This window comes from Acrocarpospora macrocephala (assembly GCF_009687865.1).
Lineage (GTDB): Bacteria > Actinomycetota > Actinomycetes > Streptosporangiales > Streptosporangiaceae > Acrocarpospora > Acrocarpospora macrocephala.
On record NZ_BLAE01000014.1, the window covers coordinates 124,803 to 145,009 of the forward strand.

The following is a 20,207-nucleotide window of genomic DNA, read 5'->3' on the forward strand; positions in this document are numbered from 1 at the left end:
CCACCGAGCCCCGGAGCGGCCCAGGTTCGCCGAGCAGTTCAGGGACGTCGAACTCAGGGACGTCGAACTCAGGGACGTCGGGCGGTTCAGGGACGTTGAGCTCGGGGGCGTCGGGCGGTTCAGGGGCGTCGAGCTCGGGGGCGTCGGGCGGTTCAGGGGCGTTGAGTTCGGGGGCGTCGGGCGGTTCAGGGGCGTTGAGTTCGGGGGCGTTGAGTTCGGGGACGTCGAGTTCGGGGACGTCGGGCGGTTCAGGGACGTTGAGCTCGGAGGCGTCGAGTTCAAGGGCGTCGAGCTCTGGAAAGTCGGGCAGTTCAGGGACGTCGAGCTCAGGGGCTTCGAGCTCGGGGACGTCGGGTGGTTCAGGGGCGTCGGGTGGCCAGGAGGCGCTGGTTGCTGGGCGGGATGCGCGGGCTGGGTCTGAGGTCGGGCGAGTGCCTCAGGTGCAAGTTGGGTCGGGGGCGTCGCAGGGTGGTTCGCCTAGTTTGGGGGTGCCGCCCGTTGTTGGTTCTGGTGCTGTGCAGAGTCCTTTGGGTGGGGGGAGTGTGTCGGGTTCGTCGGAGCTGGGTGGGGTGGCGGGGGTGCCTTCGGTGATTGTTCCCTCGCTGCCTGTGGTGACGCCGGAGATGGGGTCTGTTCCGTTCTCGCCTGGGTTGTTTGGGTCTGCTGGTGTTCCGCTTATCGCGCCTACGCCGGGGGCTTCGCCGCTGCTCAACCCGCCTTACCTGGGGAAGCACGTGTCTGCCCAGGCGCAGGATCGGCTTGATTCGATCAAGGGGTTGCCGGGTGTCGCGGCGGCGGTGGCGGGGTTGGTTGCGGTCTTGGGGTTGCAGATGCGGTTGGGCCGGAAACGTAGGGAGATTGAGGCCGAATAAGACTCGCTGGGTCGAAACATGTTTTGCCACTCCTTTGCCGGACTAGTATTTCCCTGACCTAGTAAGTCGGGCAGAGACGGCGAAAACGGCGGAGGATGCGGTGGTCGGACGCGCACGCAGGCGGGTCGCGTCCGTGGTCGCCGCCTCGCTGGCCTCGGCTTCGGTTGTGGTGATGATCGCCGCGAGTGCGCAGGCAGCCAATCCGGTCGATCCTTGTCCCCCCGGTCAGCCCTGCGTTACGACCACGATCACGGTTGAGCCCACCGGTGATGTCAGCGTCACCGTCACCGCGACGGTCACGCCGACGCCGACCACCGCGGCCCCGAGCCCGTCGCCTACGCCTGCGGCGCCCAGCAATACGCCCCCCGCCACGATCCCGACCGTGCAGCCGGTGATTCCGAACACCGATCCGATCATCCCAACCGAGAGCGCCGAGGTGTCGGAGCCCTCGATCTCCCTCCCGACCGCCGGAGAGACCCCGCCGGCGAATCCGACCCCCGGCCCGGCCTTGACCGAGCCCGACCCGGAGACGGTCGCGATCGAGATCCGCAACTCCATCCCCGAGTTCGACCAGACCGGCCTCAGCCGCAAGCTGGCCGCCCCGGCCGCGTTGCTGGTGCTGCTCGCGCTGGTCGGCTGGCTGGTCTTCGAGGGCCGCCTGCGCAGGCTGGCCCACGCGGCGGCGATCCGGCGCGGGATGCCGATGCCGGGGATGCCAGGCATGATGCCGGGGATGCAGGCGATGCCGGGCATGACCATGCCGGGGATGATGATGCCGGGCATGCAGGCGATGCCTGGGATGCAGCCGATGCCGGGGATGCAGATGCCGGGACAGCCGATGCCTGGTCAGGCGATGCCCGGCCAGATGATGCCGTATCCCGGGTATCCGGTGCAGCCGTACCAGCCGCCGGTGGTCAGCTATGTGCCGGTGCCGTACCCGATGCCGTACCCGCAGCAGCCGTATGGCCAGCCGGAGGCGCAGCAGCAGTCGTATCCGCCGCCCGCGCAGGCGCCGGGGTATCCGCAAGGGTATGTGATCGAGCGGACGATCGAGGAGCCACTGCCGGGCCAGCCGGGCGGAACCGCGACCTTCCCCGCGCAGGGGGATCAGCCCGGTGAGCAGGACGATCCACGCCGCCGCAGGCCGTACTAGAAGCAGGCCGTACTAGAACGAAAGCGCCGACCGGATGGATCCGGTCGGCGCTTTGATGTCAGCGGCGGAAGATCTTGTTGCCGAGCCAGACCAGCGGGTCGTACTTGCGGTCGACCACGCGTTCCTTCATCGGGATCAGCGCGTTGTCGGTGATCTTGATGTGCTCGGGGCAGACCTCGGTGCAGCACTTGGTGATGTTGCAATAGCCGAGCCCGTGTTCCTCCTGCGCGGCGTCCTTGCGGTCGGCCACGTCATACGGATGCATGTCCAGCTCCGCGATCCGCATCAGGAAGCGCGGCCCGGCGAAGTTGGTCTTGTTCTCCTCGTGGTCCCGGATCACGTGGCAGACGTTGTTGCACATGAAGCATTCGATGCACTTGCGGAACTCCTGGGACCGCTCGACGTCGATCTGCTGCATCCGGTACTCGCCGGGCCGCACGTCGGACGGTGGCGTGAACGACGGGATCTCCCGGGCCTTCTGGTAGTTGAACGAGACGTCGCAGACCAGGTCCTTGATGACGGGGAACGTCCGCATCGGGGTGACCGTGATCGTGTCGCTCTCCTCGAAGGTGGACATCCGGGTCATGCAGCCCAGCCGCGGCTTGCCGTTGATCTCCATCGAGCAGGATCCGCACTTGCCGGCCTTGCAGTTCCAGCGGACCGCCAGGTCGGGCGCCTGGGTGGCCTGCAGGCGGTGGATGACGTCGAGCACGACCTCGCCCTCGTTCACCTCGACGGTGAAGTCCTCCAGCTTGCCGTCGCCGCCCTCGCCCCGCCAGACGCGGAACTTCGCCTTGTACCCCATCACGACTCTCTCTTCTGTGCTGCCAGCGGCCCCGCGAGCGCGGCGTCGTACTCCGCCATTTCTTCCTCGGTGAGGTATTTGGCCAGCTCGCCGCGGTCGAACAGGGTGAGCAGGTCGTCGCGCATGGACGGCTGCTCCCGCTCGACCACGGTCACCTCCGCGCCGTCCGGTGGGGTCGAGCAGACCAGCAGCTTGCGCCGCCACCCGGCCGACATGACCGGGTAGTCGTCGCGGGTGTGGCCGCCCCGGCTCTCCTCGCGGAGCAGCGCCGCCTTGGCCACGCACTCGCTGACCAGCAGCATGTTGCGCAGGTCGATGGCCAGGTGCCAGCCCGGGTTGTAGATCTTGCCGCCGGTGGAGGCGGTGTTCTTGGCCCGCTCCTTGAGCTTCTCCACCACGTCCAGGGCTTCCTCGATCTCAGCCGACTTGCGGATGATGCCGACCAGCTCGTTCATGGTGCGCTGGAGCTCGTGATGCACGTCGTACGGATTCTCGCCGCTGGCCCGCTCCAGGGGCGCGACGGCCTCCGCCATGGCCTCCTCGACCCCGGTCACCACCGGGCGCTTGGCCAGGCCGTCCACGTACGCGGCGGCCCCGGCCCCGGCGCGGCGGCCGAAGACCAGCAGGTCGGACAGGGAGTTGCCGCCCAGGCGGTTGGAGCCGTGCATGCCGCCCGACACCTCGCCGGCCGCGAACAGGCCGGGCACGGAGGCGGCGCCGGTGTCGGCGTCCACCTCGACCCCGCCCATGATGTAGTGGCAGGTCGGGCCGACCTGCATCGGCTCCTTGGTGATGTCGACGTCGGCCAGCTCCTTGAACTGGTGGTGCATCGACGGCAGCCGCTTGATGATCTCAGCGGCGGGCAGCCGGGAGGACACGTCCAGGAACACGCCGCCCTGCGGGGAGCCGCGCCCGGCCTTCACCTCGGAGTTGATCGCGCGGGCCACCTCGTCGCGGGGGAGCAGCTCCGGCGGGCGGCGGTTGTTGGCCTGGTCGGTGTACCAGCGGTCGCCCTCCTCCTCGGAGGTGGCGTACTTGTCCTTGAACACGTCTGGCACGTAGTTGAACATGAACCGCTCGCCGAGCGAGTTGCGCAGCACGCCGCCGTCGCCGCGGACCGACTCGGTGACCAGGATGCCGCGCACCGAGGGCGGCCAGACCATGCCGGTCGGGTGGAACTGGATGAACTCCATGTTGATCAGGTTCGCCCCGGCCAGCAGGGCCAGCGCGTGCCCGTCCCCCGTGTACTCCCAGGAGTTGGAGGTCACCACATACGACTTGCCGATGCCGCCGGTGGCCAGCACCACGGCCGGGGTGTCGAAGAGGATGAACTTGCCGGTCTCCCGCCAGTAGCCGAACGCGCCGGAGATGGCGTCGCCGTCCTTGAGCAGGCGGGTCACCGTGCACTCGGCGAAGACCTTGATGTAGGCCTCGTAGTCGCCGTGCAGCGCGTAGTCCTCCTGCTGGAGCGCCACCACCCGCTGCTGCAGGGTGCGGATCAGCTCCAGGCCGGTCCGGTCGCCCACGTGCGCGAGCCGTGGATACTCGTGGCCGCCGAAGTTACGCTGGCTGATCTTGCCGTCCCTGGTGCGGTCGAACAGCGCGCCCCAGGCCTCCAGCTCCCAGACCCGGTCCGGGGCCTCCTTGGCGTGCAGTTCGGCCATCCGCCAGTTGTTGAGGAACTTGCCGCCGCGCATGGTGTCCCGGAAGTGCACCATCCAGTTGTCGTCGGGGTTGACGTTCCCCATGGCCGCGGCGGCGCCGCCCTCGGCCATGACGGTGTGGGCCTTGCCGAACAGGGACTTGCAGACGATCGCCGTGCGCTTGCCCTGCTGTCGTGCCTCGATCGCCGCCCGCAGCCCGGCTCCACCGGCTCCGATGACGACGACGTCGTATTCGTGACGCTCCACGTTGAGAATCCTTATGCGTACGGGAAGGTGATGACGCCCTTGGCGACCAGCCGGACATAGAAGTCAGCGATCATGACGGAGAACATGGAGGCCCAGGCGAGCTGCTGGTGCTTGGCGTTGAGCTTGGAGATGAACGTCCAGGCCCGGTAGCGCAGCGGGTGCTTGGAGAAGTGGTTGAGCCGCCCGGCGGTGATGTGCCGGCAGGAGTGGCAGGACAGCGTGTAGGCGACGATGAGACCCGCGTTGACCAGCAGGATCCAGGTGCCGAGACCGCCCGGCTTGTGGATCAGCGCGAGGATCGCGTCGTAGGTGAGGATCGCGCCGATCACGATGGCGCCGTAGAAGAAGTAGCGGTGCACGTTCTGGATGATCAGCGGCAGCCGGGTCTCCCCGGTGTACTTCTTGTGCGGCTCGGCGACGGCGCAGGCGGGCGGGGACAGCCAGAAGGACCGGTAGTACGACTTCCGGTAGTAGTAGCACGTCACCCGGAATCCGGCCGGCAACCCCAGGATCAGCAGGCCGGGGGGCAGACCGTACCAGTCGCCGAAGGGAGCCAGGCCCAGGAATCGGGCCCCCTCGGGGCACGACGTCGCCAGGCAGGGCGACGAGAATGGCGCTATATAGGGATCGACGAAGTAGCTCGCGTCGAAAGTCGCCCAGAACCCGTAGATGAGAAACGCCATGAGACCGGCGAACGTCAATGCCGGGGCAAGCCACCATCGATCGGTGCGAAGCGTTCGCACTTTGAGCTGAGCGCGTTGTTTCCTGGCCGGGCTCTCGGCCGTTGTCTGGGTCATCGGGGACCTCTCCACCGCGTACGGACGCCGTATTGGTGGGGGCTACGTTACGACCATGCAAACACTATGTGTGAAGCGGGTCACTGAGTTGTCCTTGTGATTCCTGTCACGTGCCCCGGTACGAGTTCCCCGGAAGCTTGACGACAGTCACGAAGAAGTCATCAATCTGCCGGACCACGCGGATGAACTGATCGAAATCCACGGGCTTGGACACGTACGCATTAGCATGCAGCCGATAGCTGCGGAGGATGTCCTCCTCCGCCTCGGACGTGGTCAGCACCACGACCGGGATCGCCCGCAACTCCGGATCGTCCTTGATCTCTTCAAGCACCTCCCGGCCGTCCTTGCGCGGCAGGTTCAGGTCCAGCAGCACCAGGTCAGGCCGTGGAACATCAGTGTAGTCGCCCTGCCGGCGCAGGAACGCCATGGCCTGCTCGCCGTCGCTGACCACGTGCAACTTGTTGCGTACCTTGTTGTGCTCGAACGCCTCCTGGGTGAGCAGCACGTCGCCCGGGTCGTCCTCGACCAGGAGCACGTCGATCCAGCGCAGTTCATTCATCAGTCGCCTCCAGGGTCCAGCGGAATGTGGTGCCCGGCGTGTCCGGCTCCTTCTCCAGCCAGATCCGGCCGCCGTGGTATTCGACGATCTTCCGGCAGAGCGCCAGGCCGATGCCGGTGCCGGGGTAGACGTCGCGCGGGTGCAGCCGCTGGAAGATCAGGAAGATCCGGTCGGCGTACTTCTGATCGACGCCGATGCCGTTGTCGGCGCAGGAGAACTCCCACATCTGGCCGTCCCTGCGGACGCCGATGTGGATCACCGGGGGGTTCTCTGAGCGGAACTTGATGGCGTTGCCGACCAGGTTCTGGAACAGCTGGGTGAGCAGCAGCCGGTTGCCGTTGACCACGGGCAGCACGTCGTGGGTGACGGTGGCGTCGGTGTCCTCGATCGGGGCGGCCAGGTTGCCGACGGCGACCGCGAAGATCTCCTCGGTGGAGACGGGTTCGCGTTCGTTGCTCACCCGGCCCACGCGGGAGAAGTCGAGCAGGTCGTTGATGAGCAGTTGCATGCGTTTCGCGCCGTCCACGGCGAACTTGATGTACTGCTTGGCGCGGTCGTCCAGCTGGTCGCCGTACCGCTGTTCCAGCATCTGGGTGAAGCTGGCCACCTTGCGCAGCGGCTCCTGCAGGTCGTGGCTGGCCACGTAGGCGAACTGCTCCAGCTCGCCGTTGGAGCGTTTGAGCTCGGCGGCCTGGTCCTCCAGGGTGCGCTGGGTGCGCGAGGTGGTGCGCCATTCGGCGATGATGCGGCGGCGCATGGCGTCGGCGTGGCTGGAGAGTTCGGCCATCTCGGCGGGGTGGGCGACCCGCAGTTCGCGGTCGAAGTCGCCTTGGGCGACGGCTCTGACCTGTTCGGCGAGGCTGGCCACCGGGCGGAGCACGACGTAGCGGACGAGCAGGGCGAACACCAGCGCGGACAGCACCAGCAGGGCGGCGAGCGCGACCAGCGCCCGGTAGAAGGTGTCCCAGCCCTCCTCCAGGCGGGTGCTTCCGGCCCGGTGCAGCTGTTCCAGGTGCAGCTGCTGGGTCGCGATCGCGTTCCTGACCGCGCCGAACCTGGTGCTGTTGACCTCGGCGAGGTTGGGGGCGGCTTCCCTGCCCTGGGTGGGGACGTTGCGGATGATGGCGTCGGCGTAGTCGCGCCGCCAGGCGTCCACGGCGGTGCGCAGCTGGCCCAGATCCGCTCCGGCCTCCGGGGCCGCCGGGAGCAGTCGCTGGATCGCGGCCTCGGCGGTGGTCTCGGCGGCCCGGGCCCGGGAGTATTCGGTGAGGAAGGACTGCTCGTTGGTCCGGCCGTACCCGCGGATGGCGCTCTCCTCGGTGCTCAGCGCTGTGGAGACTTCGAGGGTGTGCAGCACCAGGGGGTCGATCACGTCGATGATGTACACCCGGGCGTCCCGGGTCTCGTTCAGCGTGGTGAGCGTCACCGTGATCGCGGCCGCGAAGGCCAGCAGGAGCACCGTGCCGACCAGCAGGAACCACCGGCCGACTCGGATTCGTCCGAGTCCGCTGGGCGCGCGGGGCGGTGGCAGGGGTTCGATTCTGGTCACGTCATCTCCGGGACAGGACTACGGCGGCCAGGTCGTCGGTCAGGGCGTTCTTGTGGAGTTCCTGGACGCGGGCGATCAGCCGGTCCAGGTCGACGGCGCCCTGCTCGCGGATGAGGCGGATCAGCCCGTCGGTGCCGAGCAGGTCCCGCCCGCCGCCGACGGTGGCCTCGATCAGGCCGTCGGTGTAGAGCAGCAGCGACCACGCGTCGCCGAGGGTGACGTCCACCGGCGTCCACCGCATGTCCGTGAAGATGCCCAGCGGCGGCCCGGACGGGGTGTCGGTGACCACGTTCACCTGGCCGTCCCTGATCGCCACCGGCGGTGGGTGGCCGACCACGTAGAGGCGGGCGCTGCTCAGGTCGGGGGAGATGGTGGCGGTGCAGAGCGTGGTGAAGATCTCCGGCGAGTCGCGCTCGTTGCGGAGCAGGGTGTCCATCGTGGTGAGCAGGCGGTTGCCGTCCAGGCCGGCGATGGTCAGCGTGCGCCAGGCGATGCGCAGCGCGGCGCCCAGCGCGGCCTCGTCGGGGCCGTGGCCGCAGACGTCGCCGACCAGCACGTGCACCGCGCCGTCGGGGGTCTGCACGGTGTCCCAGAAGTCCCCGGCCAGCAGCCCGGCCTGGCGTGAGCCCGGCAGGTAGCAGGTGTCGTGGACGAGGTCCCCGGTGGACAGCATCGGCACCGGCAGCAGGCCGTGCTCCAGGCGGGCGGCCTCAGCGCTGAGCAGGCGTTCCGCCACGAGTTCGCGCTGGGCCACGTCGCCGCGCTTGCGCTCGATCGCGTAGCGGATGGCGCGGGCCAGCAGCGGGCCGTCCATGTCCTGCTTGAGCAGGTAGTCCTGGGCGCCGGCGGCCACCGCGTCCACCCCGACCTGGACGTCGTCGAGGCCGGTCAGCACCAGCACGGCGGTTTCCGGGGCCATCTCCAGGACGTGTTCCAGCGCCTCCAGGCCGGTGGCGTCCGGCAGGGAAAGATCCACCAGCACGCAGGAGACGTCCGGGGTGAACCGCTCCCGGCTCTCGGCCAGGCTGCGCGCCCAGATGATTTTGGGCGGCTTGCGGCCAGTCGAGAGCGACTCCTCCACGAGGAACTTGTCCTCGGGATCGTCCTCGATCAGGAGCAGCGTCAGTGGATCCGGCAGTCCATGGGAGAGAGTCGGCACCATGCCTCTTTCGGGGAAGGCTTCCCAAATATAGCGAGATCAGGTGACCGCTTCGACGCCCTCGGGAAGGCTTCCTTCCCGGGTGGCCTCGGTGAGGAAAGACAGGAGCGTGGCGCGGAACGCCTGCGCCGCACGGGTCGGTTCGACGTCCTTGCGGTGCGCGAGCGCGATGGTGCGCGTCAGGCCAGGGAGCAGCGGTGTCCCGGCCAGATTGGGCCGCCCGTCCAGCACCATGGACGGCACCACGGCCACGCCGAGCCCGGCTTCCACGAACCGCAGCACCGCGTCCATCTCGCCGCCCTCGACCGCGAACCTGGGCTCGAACCCGGCCTGGCGGCAGGCCGCCAGGGTCGCCTCCCGCAGGTCGTAGCCGCGCCGGAACATCACCAGCGGCCGCCGCCGCAACTCCTCGATCCGCAGGTACGGCTTGCGCCCCGCCAGGTGCGCCGGAGCCGCCACCACCAGCGTCTCGCGCAGGATCTCCTCGGTCACCAGGGCCGGATCGTCACCCTGCAACGGCAGGATGATCAACGCCAGGTCCAACTGCCCGCGGGCCAGTGCCCGGACGAGATCGCGGGAGCCGCCCTCCTCCACCTGGAGCTCCACACCCGGGTAGTCGTCGTGGAACCGGGCCAGCGCGTCCGCCAGCAGCCCCGCGCACAGCGACGGCGTCGCGCCCAGCCGCACCCGGCCGCGCCGCAGTCCCGCGAGTTCGGCCACCTCGCGCCTGGCGGTCTCGGCGTCGGCCAGCATCCTGCGGGCCAGCGGCAGCAGCGCCTCGCCCGCCGGGGTCAGCGTCACGTTTCCCCTGGCCCGGCTGAACAGCGGCGCGCCCAGCTCGGTCTCCAGGGCCTTGATCTGCTTGCTCAGGGAGGGCTGGGCCACCCGCATACGTTCGGCGGCCTGGGTGAAATGCCGGGTCTCGGCCACCGCCACGAACGACGCGAGCTGCTGAAGCTGCACGTTTACCAAGCGTACGTGTTGTGAGATTGCTCGCACTGTCCCGGGTGGCCGGGACCCGGTACGGGCGGCGGGCCAGAGGTCATAGCCCCCGGCTATCGAAACCAGATCCTTGATGACTTGGACGACGCCTCCAGCGGCTTCCTACCGTCCGGAGTGTGACTGCCATCATCGAACGCGGCGCGGCGACCGCGCCCATCGAGCCGCCACCCTCGCATCCGCCGCGGCGGCGGGGGTTCTTCGGGTCCTCCACCGGCCAGAAGGCGGTGATGGCGGTGACCGGCGCGATTCTGGTGCTCTTCCTGGTCGGCCACATGGTCGGCAACCTGAAGACCTTCGCGGGTCCCGAGGCGTTCAACGGTTACGCGCTCTGGCTGCGTGAGGTCGGCTATCCGCTGGTGCCCAAGCGGGGGCTGCTCACCCTGGTCGAGGTAGTGCTGGTGGCCGCGGTCGTGCTGCACATCTGGTCGGCGGTCGCGCTCTACCGCCGCGCCGCCGCGGCCCGGCCGGTCCGGTACGCGACCCGCCGCAGGTCCCAGGCGGGTGGGTACGTCGTGCACATCATGCGCTGGGGTGGCGTGACCATCGCCCTGTTCGTCGTCTACCACCTGCTGGATCTGACCTTCGGTGTGGCCAACCCGGCGGGGGGCGCGGCGACGCCGTACACGCGGATGATCGAGGGCTTCAGCCGCTGGTACGTGACGCTCTTCTACGCGGTTGCGGTGATCATGGTCGGGCTGCATCTGCGGCACGGCCTGTGGAGCGCGTTCCAGACGCTCGGCCTGGCCAGGGGGCGGCAGGGACTTCGGGTGTTCGCGGCGTTGCTGTCGGCCGTGCTGGTGCTGGGCTTCCTGTCCGTGCCGTTCGCGATCATGATCGGAGTCGTGAAGTGAAATATCGCGAAGGCGAGCCGATTCGCGACACCAAAGCGCCAGAAGGGCCGATCGAGGAGCGCTGGGAGAAGCGTAAGTTCGCGGCGCGGCTGGTCAACCCGGCCAACAAGCGCAAGCTCAGCGTGATCGTGGTCGGCACCGGCCTGGCCGGGGGTTCGGCGGCGGCCACCCTCGGGGAGCTGGGCTACCAGGTCACCTCGTTCTGCTACCAGGACTCGCCCCGGCGGGCGCACTCGATCGCGGCGCAGGGCGGCATCAACGCGGCCAAGAACTATCGGGGCGACGGCGACTCGATCTACCGGCTGTTCTACGACACCGTGAAGGGCGGCGACTTCCGGGCCCGGGAGTCCAACGTCTACCGGCTGGCGCAGGTCAGCGTGAACATCATCGACCAGGCGGTGGCCCAGGGCGTGCCGTTCGCCCGCGAGTACGGCGGCCTGCTGGACACCCGGTCGTTCGGTGGCGCCCAGGTTTCCCGTACGTTCTACGCCCGGGGGCAGACGGGGCAGCAGTTGCTGCTCGGCGCGTACCAGGCGCTGGAGCGCCAGATCGCCGCCGGGACGGTCACCATGCACGCCCGGCACGAGATGCTGGAGCTCATCGTCAGCGACGGCCGGGCCCGCGGCGTCGTGGTCCGCGACATGGTCACCGGCGAGATCGAGAGCCACCTCGCCGACGCCGTCGTCCTGGCCACGGGCGGGTACGGCAACGTGTTCTTCCTGTCCACCAACGCCAAGGGCTGCAACACCACCGCGATCTGGCGCGCCCATCGCAAGGGCGCCCTGTTCGCCAACCCCTGCTACACCCAGATCCACCCGACCTGCATCCCGGTCTCCGGCGAGTACCAGTCCAAGCTCACGCTGATGTCGGAGTCCCTGCGCAACGACGGCCGCGTCTGGGTGCCGCTGCGGAAGGGCGACACGCGCCCGCCCGCCGCGATCCCCGACGACGAGCGCGATTACTACCTTGAGCGGATATATCCGGCTTTCGGGAACCTGGTTCCCCGGGACATCGCCTCCCGCGCCGCCAAGAACGTCTGCGACGAGGGCCGCGGCGTCGGGCCCGGCGGGCTCGGCGTCTACCTGGACTTCGCCGACGCCATCACCCGCCTCGGGCGCGAGGCCGTCGAGGAGAAGTACGGCAACCTCTTCGAGATGTACGAACGCATCACCGGCGAGGATCCGTACGCCCAGCCGATGCGCATCTACCCCGCCGTCCACTACACGATGGGCGGTCTGTGGGTCGACTACGACCTGCAGTCCACCGTCCCCGGCCTGTTCGTCGTCGGGGAGGCCAACTTCTCCGACCATGGCGCGAACCGGCTGGGCGCGTCCGCGCTGATGCAGGGACTGGCCGACGGCTACTTCGTGCTGCCCGCGACGATCGGCGACTACCTGGCCGACGCGCGCGACTTCGGGCCGGTGAACGAGGTCAGCGTGGCGGAGGCCGAGATCGCGGTCCGGGATCGGATCCACCGGCTGCTGTCCGTGGACGGGGACAGGACCGCCGACTCCTACCACCGCGAGCTGGGCAAGCTCATGTGGGACTACTGCGGGATGGAACGCACCGAGGCGTCGCTGACCAAGGCTTTGGAGCGTATTCCGGAGTTGCGGGAGGAGTTCTGGCGGAAAGTGAAGGTTTCCGGGACGAACGAGGAGCTCAACCAGGCGCTGGAGCGGGCCGGGCGGGTGGCCGACTTCTTCGACCTGGCCGAGCTGATGTGCCTGGACGCGCTGCATCGCACCGAGTCCTGCGGCGGCCATTTCCGGGCCGAATCCCAGGACGCCGACGGGGAGGCCCTCCGCGACGACGAACATTTCGCTTATGTCGCGGCTTGGGAGCACGCCCCGGAGGGCCCGGTGCTGCACCGGGAGGACTTGGCGTACGAGTACGTCACGATGAGCCAGCGGAGCTACAAGTGAACCTCACCCTCAAGATCTGGCGCCAGCACAGCCCCGACGAACCCGGCCAAATGGTGAAATATCACGTCAAAGACGTGTCGCCGGATATGTCGTTCCTGGAGATGCTGGATGTGCTCAACGAGGGGCTGATCCTGGCCGGGGACGATCCGGTGGCGTTCGATCACGATTGTCGCGAGGGCATCTGCGGCATGTGCGGCATGGTGATCAACGGGGTCGCGCACGGCGAGCAGAAGGCCACCACCACCTGCCAGCTGCACATGCGCCACTTCAAGGACGGCGACGTCGTCACCATCGAACCCTGGCGGGCCGCGCCGTTCCCGGTGATCAAGGATCTGGTGGTCGACCGGTCGGCGTTCGACCGGATCATTCAGGCCGGGGGGTTCGTGTCGGTTCCGGCGGGGGCGGCGCCGGACGCGCATGCCGTACCGGTGCCGAAGGGCGACGCGGACGACGCGTTCGACGCGGCGACCTGCATCGGGTGCGGGGCCTGCGTGGCGGCCTGCCCGAACGGCTCCGCGTCGCTGTTCACCGGCGCCAAGATCACCCATCTGGGGTCGCTGCCGCAGGGCCGGCCCGAGCGCGCGTCTCGGGCCAAGACCATGGTCGAGCAGATGGACCTGGAAGGATTCGGCGGGTGCACCAACACCGGGGAGTGCACGGCGGTCTGCCCGAAGGGCATCTCGCTGGACGTCATCGCCCGGATGAACGCGGACTTCCTGAAGGCGTCTCGTTAGTAATTACCGCGGCGGTGAGTCGCCTGGTCGGCGGCTATGCGGCTGGCTATGGGACGGGTTTCTGGTTAAGCGGGCCTGGCGCGCAGGGTTTCCGCGATCGCGCTCGGGTTGAGGCCGCGTTCGACGAGGATCTGCATGGCCAGGCCGCTGCCCTCCCGGATCAGGCCGAGCAGCATGTGCGTTGTGTTGATCTCCTTGCTCTTGAGCGCGAGAGCCTCCCGGAGTGAGAGCTCCAGGGCCTTCTTGGCCTTCGCCGACCAGGACAGGTGCCGCCCGCTGACCAGCGCGCCGCGCCTGGTCCGGAATGGCGCGCGGTCCAGCGAGCCAGGGCCGAAGCTGGCCTCGATCTTCTCCCGGACCGCGTCCAGGTCGATGCCGAGCGTGCCGAGCAGGTCGGCGTCCAGCTCCTCGCCGGAGGGCCGCTGGATCCAGGTCTTGATGGCGGCCTCGGCCTCGGTGTGATCGATGCCCCGCAGGGCTATCGCGGGGGGTGACTCCGGGTCGGCCAGCAGGGCGAGCAGCACGTGCTCGGTGCCGATGAAGCGGTGCCCCAGCCGCCGGGCCTCCACCTGGGCCTGGACGACCACCTGGTGGGCCTCCGGGGTGAATCGTTCGAACATCATTTCTCCCGTCTCAACAGGCCGCGGCCCCCGGCGTACTTCTTGTGCACGGCCTGCCTGCTCACGTCCAGGAGCACCGCGATGTCCTGCCAGGACCAACCCTGGTCCCGGGCGTTCTCCACCTGGAGCGCCTCCAGGCGGTCGACCAGGATCCGCAGGGCGCGAACGGCCCGCAGCCCCACGGCCGGATCTCTGCTGCTGGCGTCACTGGCCAGCTGCGCTGTCTCATTCATGTATGTCAATGTAGGTTGACATATGGGGATATGTCAACCCTGGTTGACGGTGCAAGATCTGTGCAAATCCGCGCCACGACGGGAAAATCATTTGCTGATTGACCTGCGGACTTGCGAGTCTTTGGGGGTCATGCGCGCCTTACCCGTGCCCGATCCCGGCACTCCAGACACCCGCAGCCCGTCCCGGTACCTGTGGTGGACCATGCGTACCCAGTGGCGGCCGCTGGTCATCGGCATCGGTTTCGCGATCCTGTGGTGGCTCGGGCAGGCGCTGGTGCCGTACGTGATCGGCGCGGCCGTCAACGCCTTCACGGCCAAGGACAGCGGCGCCCTGGTGCGCTGGTCCGCCGTGCTGCTCGGGCTCGGTGGGGTGCAGGCGGTCTCGGGTGTGCTGCGCCACCGGTTCGCGGTGATCACCTGGCTGAGTGCCGCCTACCGCACCGTCCAGGTCACCGGCCGCCAGGCCACCCGGCTGGGCGCGACCCTGCCCAAACGCCTGTCCACCGGCGAGGTGGTCAGCGTCGGCAACTCCGACATCGCCTCCATCGGCAACGCCCTGGACATCATGCTGCGCGGCAGCGGTGCGCTGGTGGCCATCGTCGTGGTGACCGTGATCCTGCTGTCCAGCTCGTTGCCGCTCGGCCTGATGGTGCTGATCGGCGTGCCTGTCATGGTCGCCGCCGTGGCCCCGTTGCTGAAACCTCTGCACCATCGCCAGCAGCGCCAGCGCGACCTGTACGGCGACATGGCCACCCGAGCCGCGGACATCGTGGTCGGCCTGCGCGTGCTGCGCGGCATCGGCGGCGAGCAGGTCTTCGCCGACCGATATCGGGAGGAATCCCAGCGAACCCGCCAGGCCGGCGTCCGGGTCGCCTCGATGGAGTCGCTGCTGGAGGGCATGCAGATCCTGCTCCCCGGCCTGCTGGTGGCCGCCGTCACCTGGCTGGGCGCGCGCTTCGCCCTCGACGGCCAGATCAGCGGCGGTGACCTGGTCGCCTTCTACGGCTACGCGGTCTTCCTGATCGCCCCGCTGCGCACCCTCACCGAGGCCGCCGACAAGCTGACCAAAGGCCATGTGGCCGCCCGCCGGGTCTGCCGGATCCTGAACCTGGACCCGGAGATCACCGGCGGCGCGCTCGCCGTCCCGGACGGGCCGCTGGCCGACCGGGAGTCGGGTGTGGTCGTCCGGCCCGGCCTGCTGATCGCGCTGGCCGCCGCCGACGCCGAGGACGCCATCGCCATCGCCGACCGGCTCGGCCACTACACCCCCGGCGACGTCACCCTGGACGGCATGCCGGTCGCCGATCTCGACTTCGCCGCCCTGCGCCAGCGTGTCCTGGTCGCCGACAACGCCGCCAAACTCTTCTCCGGACGCCTCCGTGACGAGCTCGACGTGCGCGGCGCCGCCCGTGACGACGACCTCGCCAGGGCCCTGCACACCGCGTGCGCGCTGGACATCGTCGAGGCCCTGCCCGACGGCCTGGACACCGAGATCGCCGAGGCGGGCCGGGAGTTCTCCGGCGGCCAGCAGCAGCGGCTCCGGCTGGTCCGGGCACTGCTGGCCGACCCGGAGATCCTGATCCTGGTCGAGCCCACCAGCGCCGTGGACGCGCACACCGAGGCCAGGATCGCCGAACGTCTGGGCAAGGCCAGGGCGGGCCGCACCACGCTGGTGTGCACCACCAGCCCGCTCGTCCTGGACCGGGCCGACCTCGTGCTCTACGTGGCCGACGGCGAGGTCAGGTCCGAGGGCACCCACCGGGAACTGCTCCAGGCCGACCCCGGCTACCGATCGACCGTCACCCGAGGGGAGGACTGATGGCGCGCCAGATCCTGCCCGTCGCGGACCGGGCGCAGGTGCGCGCCTACGCGCGGCGGCTGACCCTGAAATACCCCCGGCAGCTGGGCGGGGCGCTGGGCCTGCACGTGCTGGCCGCGATCTCCGGCCTGGCCGGTCCCGTGGTGCTCGGCAATCTGGTTCAGGCGGTCTCCGAGGGCACCTCCATCGACCTGGACACGCTGGTCCTGGCCTTCGCCGGTTTCATGATCGCCCAGGCGGTGCTGACCAGATTCGCCGTGTACGCCTCCTCCGCCCTGGGCGAGCGGGTCCTGGCCGAGCTCCGCGAGGAGTTCGTCGACCAGGTGCTCGCGCTGCCGCTGTCCACCGTTGAGCGGGCGGGCTCCGGCGACCTCATCACCCGTACCTCCCGGGACGTGGACGCGCTGTCCCGCACGGTCAGGCAGGCCGTGCCGGAGACCCTGATCGCGGTCGTCACCGGCGTCTTCATGCTGGGCGGCCTGCTGATCGTCGCACCCCTGCTGTCGCTGCCCTCGCTGGTCGCCGTACCGCTGCTGTGGATCTCCACGCGGTGGTACCTGAAGCGGGCCAGGGACGGCTACCTCCGCGAGAACGCCGCCTACGCCGACATGACCGAGGGACTGGCCGAGACCGTGGAGGGCGCCCGCACGGTGGAGGCCCTGGGGCTGCGCGAACGCCGCCGGGTCAGGACCGACACCGACATCGCCCGCTCGTTCGCGGCCGAAAGTTACACCCTGGGCCTGCGCATGGTCTGGTTCCCCGCCGTGGAACTCGGCTACGTGATCCCCATCGTCGCCACCGCCCTGGTCGGCGGCCTCCTCTACATCGAGGGCTGGGTGACCATCGCCCAGACCACCACCGCCATCCTCTACATCCAGCAGCTCATCGATCCGCTCGACCGGCTGCTCTCCTGGATCGACGAGCTCCAGGTCGGCGGCGCGTCCATGGCCCGCCTGCTCGGCGTGGCCAACGTCAGCGACGACCGCGTCGCCACCGGCGTCCAGGCCGACGGCGAGGACCTGCGCGCCACCGGCGTCCGGTACGCCTACCGCGACGGCCACGACGTCCTGCACGGCATCGACCTGGACATCCGCCCCGGCGAACGCCTGGCCATGGTCGGCCCGTCCGGCGCGGGCAAGTCCACCCTGGGCCGCCTGCTGGCCGGGATCCACCCCCCGCGCACCGGCGCGGTCACCGTGGGCGGCGCTCCCCTGGTGGAACTCCCGCTGGACGAGCTGCGCGGCCACGTCGCCCTGGTCACCCAGGAACACCACGTGTTCCGGGGCACCCTGAGGGACAACGTGCTGATCGCCCGTCCCGACGCCACAGACGAGGAGGTGCGCCGGGTGCTGGAGGCGGTGGACGCCTGGGAGTGGGTGTCGGCCATGGGCCTGGACACCGTGGTCGGCTCCGGCGGCGCGGCCGTCTCCCCGGCACACGCCCAGCAGCTGGCACTGGCCCGCCTGGTCCTGGCCGACCCGCACACGCTGGTCCTGGACGAGGCCACCTCCCTCATCGACCCGCGCGCCGCCCGCAACCTGGAACGCTCACTGGCCGCCGTACTGGACGGCCGGACCGTGATCGCCATCGCCCACCGGCTCTACACCGCCCACGACGCCGACCGGGTGGCCGTGGTCGAGGACGGCCTGATCAGCGAGCTGGGCTCCCACCACGAGCTGGTGGCCGCGAAGGGAGCCTACGCCGCGCTCTGGGACAGCTGGCACGGGAAGTCGCGCTAATAATCTGCGCCGTCACGCGGCGCTCTATTCACGCCTGTCTCCCCGTCTACTGCCCCCATTCACCCGGCTCCTCCTCGCGCTCGGTCAGCGCCCGTCGCGACCGCGTGGTCATGGAAGGGCTGGTCAGAGGTGTATAGATCTGGGCTGGAAATATTCCGAAGGCGGCTTCCCAGGTCAGCCGCCCGACGATGCCGTCATCGTCGAGGTCAACCTGCCGCTGGAAGGCGAGGCACACCGCGCGGGAGCGGGGGCCGTACCGGCCGTCCACGTCGAGCTCGAAGCCGTGTTTGGTCTTCATCTGCTCCTGCCACTGCCGGACGTCCGGCCCGGACATCAGGGGCGTCCCGGCAACTCCGGACGGGTACCGCAGCAGCCGCCCTGGCCAGGCGTCCGGGTCCGGCGGTGGCGACCCGGGCCGCCGCGCGCCCGCCCGTACCCAGGCGTACAGCGGACCGCCCGGGCAGTCGGTCGCGTAGCCGTCCCGATGCCCTTTGATCTCCCGCCCGGCACCGCCCTCTTCCCGGAGGTAGTCGATGGCGTCGAGCACGCCGTGCAGGAGGTCGTCGTTCGGCTCAACGAGTCCCTTGTTACCGAGGATCGCCAGCACAGAGTAGTGCTGGGTGTTGAGCCCGGACCCGTTGGCGGCCGTCAGGTGGTGGGGTCCACGTCCCATGATGACCCGGCGATGCACGCAGACCGCCATGCTGTAGGCGAAGTCCAGCCACCCGCGGCCGTCCATGTGGAACGCCTGCACGTCCCGTATGACCTTCAGGCACCGGTCGTGGTCGTCCAGGGCGGCCGGGTTGAGCGCGCCGCCCAGGTAGTGGACCTTCACGCCCTTCGCGGACGCGACCTGGGTGTAGGAGCCCTTCGGTCTCCGTGCGCCCCACTCGGCGCGGCTGATGATGTCGCTCATGGAAACTCCTCAGAATCGGGGATGAGGACAGATACATCACCCAGCTGTGTGACCTACCGTGTGAGGATCGCCACCTACCGCGATGGCCGATTCCACCAGCGCCCCCGGTACGGCTCCGGCCGCCCGGAGATGCGCAGCACCAGTCCGGCCAGCACCACCTGTACGATCGTCGCCCGCGGGATGATGCCAGGAAGAGCAGAACACTGCCCCGGTAGCCGAGCAGCAGGTCCAGGCGGCGGATCACAGCCGGACCGCCTCCCGCTCGCCATCGCTCGTCTTGCCACACACGCCGACCGGGCCGTCATGGCGGATCCACACCACGCGACGGCCGCCCACGGTGTCCCGCAGCGCTGGCGTCCAGTCGTCCTCGCCCGGCCGGGCACCGCGCGCTCGGCCAGGTACACGGTGCTGATGTCGGCCGGGCCATGGGCATACAAACGATCACTGGCCTCGGCACCTCCGAAGCCGAATGGGGCAGGCGTTGACGGAGTGGCAGGCAGTCACAAGTCCACCGGTCCGGCCGTCTCCGCGACGGTCCGCCAGATGGTCACGGTACGGCTCCCGTCTCGTCCTGGCGAAGCTCGCCACAACCACGGACCGGGAACAGCGGATGGTCAACGCCGCCCTCGTAGCAGCGTCCATGGTCAGGCGGGTAGAGGGTGGAAATCCCGCGGCATTGAACGGCCGACATCTCGACCAGGCCACCGGCCGCACGCTCAACTCCCTCAGGTCCCGAGCCCGTTCCGCTGCGACGACAACCGCCGCCCGGGCGCAGAGGCAACACCACAATGAGGCCCTAGCCGTGTACGCGAGCAGATTGGCGCCGTCCCGACGGGGTGGCTTGCGTCTCATCGCTGATCCACTGCACGTTGTCCGAATGCTTGGGAGTGATCCACGCACGGAGGCGACCGTCAGGGCGCTCGCTGCGGACCTGCTGCACCTGGGCAGTCCGGCTTCGTCCCCGCCGAAGTGACCGGCATGCACCCTAGTGCCGCGATCTCCCGCAGATCGGCACGCGGGCATCCGCACTGTCAACGCCGAAGGGCCCGACCAAGTCGGCGCCGACCAAACGAGAGTCGGCACGCGGAGCCGGCACGCAGAGTCGGCACGCAGAATCGGGCACGGACGGTTCCCGGCTTGGGGCGGGTGGCGCGCTCGTGCCGGTTCGGTTCAGCGTCGGAATCGTCCGGCGAAGCGGTTCCTCTTGCCGTGGTAGAGGAGGGTCCAGGTGCCGTCGTGGTTGCGGCGGGTGCGGTAGCGGTCGGGGTGGGTTGCTTTGTCGCGGTTGTGCCAGGTGCAGGCGGGGGCGAGAAGGTCCAGGTCGGTGGTGCCGCCCTCGGCCCAGCCCTTGATATGGTCGATTTCGGCCATGTCGGCGGGGATGGGGCAGCCTTCGCGGTAGCAGGTGGCGTAGCGGGCCAGGATGGCCTGCCGCTGGGCGGGCGTGGCCAGCCGAACCGCGCGGCCCATGTCCAGAACCCGTCCTCGCGCGTCGACGACCATACGGACCAGCCTTGAGGTGCGGGCCAGCCGGTGAACGTCGGAGATGGGCAGCAGCTGCCCGGTG

18 protein-coding genes are annotated in these 20,207 nt (G+C 69.2%); 6 read left to right on the forward strand and 12 right to left on the reverse strand.

The genetic code is table 11. From position 1 onward, the window contains the following. Positions 1 to 1,097: 1,097 nt before the first annotated feature. Positions 1,098 to 1,277, reverse strand: coding sequence for a hypothetical protein (locus Amac_RS14085; RefSeq protein ID WP_155354812.1), 180 nt, complete (start codon positions 1,275 to 1,277; stop codon positions 1,098 to 1,100). On the opposite strand from Amac_RS14085, the gene Amac_RS14090 reads away from it, so the two are divergent. Beyond that, positions 1,264 to 2,025, forward strand: a complete 762-nt coding sequence (locus tag Amac_RS14090) for a hypothetical protein (protein ID WP_155354813.1) — start codon at positions 1,264 to 1,266, stop codon at positions 2,023 to 2,025. The two genes, Amac_RS14085 and Amac_RS14090, sit on opposite strands and share 14 nt — an antisense overlap. Positions 2,026 to 2,083: 58 nt before the next feature. On the opposite strand, the gene Amac_RS14095 is transcribed toward Amac_RS14090, so the two are convergent. The 7 genes from Amac_RS14095 to Amac_RS14125 all read right to left on the reverse strand — a co-directional run bounded on the left by Amac_RS14095 (position 2,084) and on the right by Amac_RS14125 (position 9,767). Next, the gene (locus Amac_RS14095) at positions 2,084 to 2,830 is read right to left on the reverse strand and encodes a succinate dehydrogenase/fumarate reductase iron-sulfur subunit (protein WP_155347110.1); all 747 of its coding nucleotides are present in this window, start codon (positions 2,828 to 2,830) and stop codon (positions 2,084 to 2,086) included. After that, positions 2,830 to 4,749: a fumarate reductase/succinate dehydrogenase flavoprotein subunit gene (locus tag Amac_RS14100; protein WP_155354814.1), complete on the reverse strand. Its 1,920-nt coding sequence runs from the start codon at positions 4,747 to 4,749 to the stop codon at positions 2,830 to 2,832. Before Amac_RS14100 ends, Amac_RS14095 begins: the two co-directional genes overlap by 1 nt. A gap of 2 nt (positions 4,750 to 4,751) precedes the next feature. Further along, on the reverse strand, positions 4,752 to 5,537 hold the full coding sequence (gene sdhC / locus Amac_RS14105; RefSeq protein ID WP_155354815.1) for a succinate dehydrogenase subunit SdhC: 786 nt from the start codon (positions 5,535 to 5,537) through the stop codon (positions 4,752 to 4,754). A 106-nt stretch (positions 5,538 to 5,643) separates the two neighbouring features. After that, positions 5,644 to 6,096 carry a response regulator gene (locus Amac_RS14110; protein ID WP_155354816.1) on the reverse strand — a complete coding sequence of 151 codons (453 nt, stop codon included), beginning with the start codon at positions 6,094 to 6,096 and terminating at the stop codon, positions 5,644 to 5,646. Then, positions 6,089 to 7,645: a sensor histidine kinase gene (locus Amac_RS14115; protein WP_155354817.1), complete on the reverse strand. Its 1,557-nt coding sequence runs from the start codon at positions 7,643 to 7,645 to the stop codon at positions 6,089 to 6,091. The genes Amac_RS14110 and Amac_RS14115 overlap by 8 nt, the downstream gene beginning before the upstream one ends. Position 7,646: 1 nt before the next feature. After that, on the reverse strand, positions 7,647 to 8,807 hold the full coding sequence (locus Amac_RS14120) for a PP2C family protein-serine/threonine phosphatase (protein ID WP_155354818.1): 1,161 nt from the start codon (positions 8,805 to 8,807) through the stop codon (positions 7,647 to 7,649). Between the two features lie 36 nt (positions 8,808 to 8,843). Next, positions 8,844 to 9,767, reverse strand: coding sequence for a LysR family transcriptional regulator (locus Amac_RS14125; RefSeq protein ID WP_155354819.1), 924 nt, complete (start codon positions 9,765 to 9,767; stop codon positions 8,844 to 8,846). A 155-nt stretch (positions 9,768 to 9,922) separates the two neighbouring features. Here Amac_RS14125 and Amac_RS14130 point away from each other — a divergent pair, with 155 nt between their 5' ends. Genes Amac_RS14130 through Amac_RS14140 form a run of 3 tightly spaced genes read left to right on the forward strand, consistent with a single transcriptional unit; the run spans position 9,923 to position 13,313 of the window. After that, complete coding sequence (locus Amac_RS14130) at positions 9,923 to 10,657, forward strand: succinate dehydrogenase cytochrome b subunit (protein ID WP_155354820.1); 735 nt, start codon at positions 9,923 to 9,925, stop codon at positions 10,655 to 10,657. After that, positions 10,654 to 12,579, forward strand: a complete 1,926-nt coding sequence (locus Amac_RS14135) for a fumarate reductase/succinate dehydrogenase flavoprotein subunit (RefSeq protein WP_155354821.1) — start codon at positions 10,654 to 10,656, stop codon at positions 12,577 to 12,579. Before Amac_RS14130 ends, Amac_RS14135 begins: the two co-directional genes overlap by 4 nt. Beyond that, a complete protein-coding gene (locus tag Amac_RS14140) occupies positions 12,576 to 13,313 on the forward strand; it encodes a succinate dehydrogenase/fumarate reductase iron-sulfur subunit (protein WP_155354822.1) in 738 nt (245 codons plus the stop codon). Before Amac_RS14135 ends, Amac_RS14140 begins: the two co-directional genes overlap by 4 nt. 65 nt (positions 13,314 to 13,378) lie before the next feature. On the opposite strand, the gene Amac_RS14145 is transcribed toward Amac_RS14140, so the two are convergent. Then, complete coding sequence (locus Amac_RS14145; protein WP_218041061.1) at positions 13,379 to 13,936, reverse strand: Clp protease N-terminal domain-containing protein; 558 nt, start codon at positions 13,934 to 13,936, stop codon at positions 13,379 to 13,381. Further along, positions 13,933 to 14,166: an RNA polymerase subunit sigma-70 gene (locus Amac_RS14150; RefSeq protein WP_155347118.1), complete on the reverse strand. Its 234-nt coding sequence runs from the start codon at positions 14,164 to 14,166 to the stop codon at positions 13,933 to 13,935. Before Amac_RS14150 ends, Amac_RS14145 begins: the two co-directional genes overlap by 4 nt. Positions 14,167 to 14,296: 130 nt before the next feature. Between Amac_RS14150 and Amac_RS14155 the strand changes: the two genes are divergently transcribed. Beyond that, complete coding sequence (locus Amac_RS14155; RefSeq protein WP_155354823.1) at positions 14,297 to 15,985, forward strand: ABC transporter ATP-binding protein; 1,689 nt, start codon at positions 14,297 to 14,299, stop codon at positions 15,983 to 15,985. Further along, positions 15,985 to 17,724 (forward strand): ABC transporter ATP-binding protein, encoded by a 1,740-nt coding sequence (locus Amac_RS14160; RefSeq protein ID WP_155354824.1) that lies wholly within the window; start codon positions 15,985 to 15,987, stop codon positions 17,722 to 17,724. The genes Amac_RS14155 and Amac_RS14160 overlap by 1 nt, the downstream gene beginning before the upstream one ends. Positions 17,725 to 17,770: 46 nt before the next feature. On the opposite strand, the gene Amac_RS14165 is transcribed toward Amac_RS14160, so the two are convergent. Both Amac_RS14165 and Amac_RS14170 read right to left on the reverse strand, forming a co-directional pair. Next, the gene (locus Amac_RS14165; protein ID WP_155354825.1) at positions 17,771 to 18,640 is read right to left on the reverse strand and encodes a peptidoglycan recognition protein family protein; all 870 of its coding nucleotides are present in this window, start codon (positions 18,638 to 18,640) and stop codon (positions 17,771 to 17,773) included. A 1,170-nt stretch (positions 18,641 to 19,810) separates the two neighbouring features. Continuing rightward, on the reverse strand, positions 19,811 to 20,207 hold a 397-nt coding region (locus Amac_RS14170), incomplete at its 5' end, for an HNH endonuclease signature motif containing protein (RefSeq protein ID WP_218041062.1).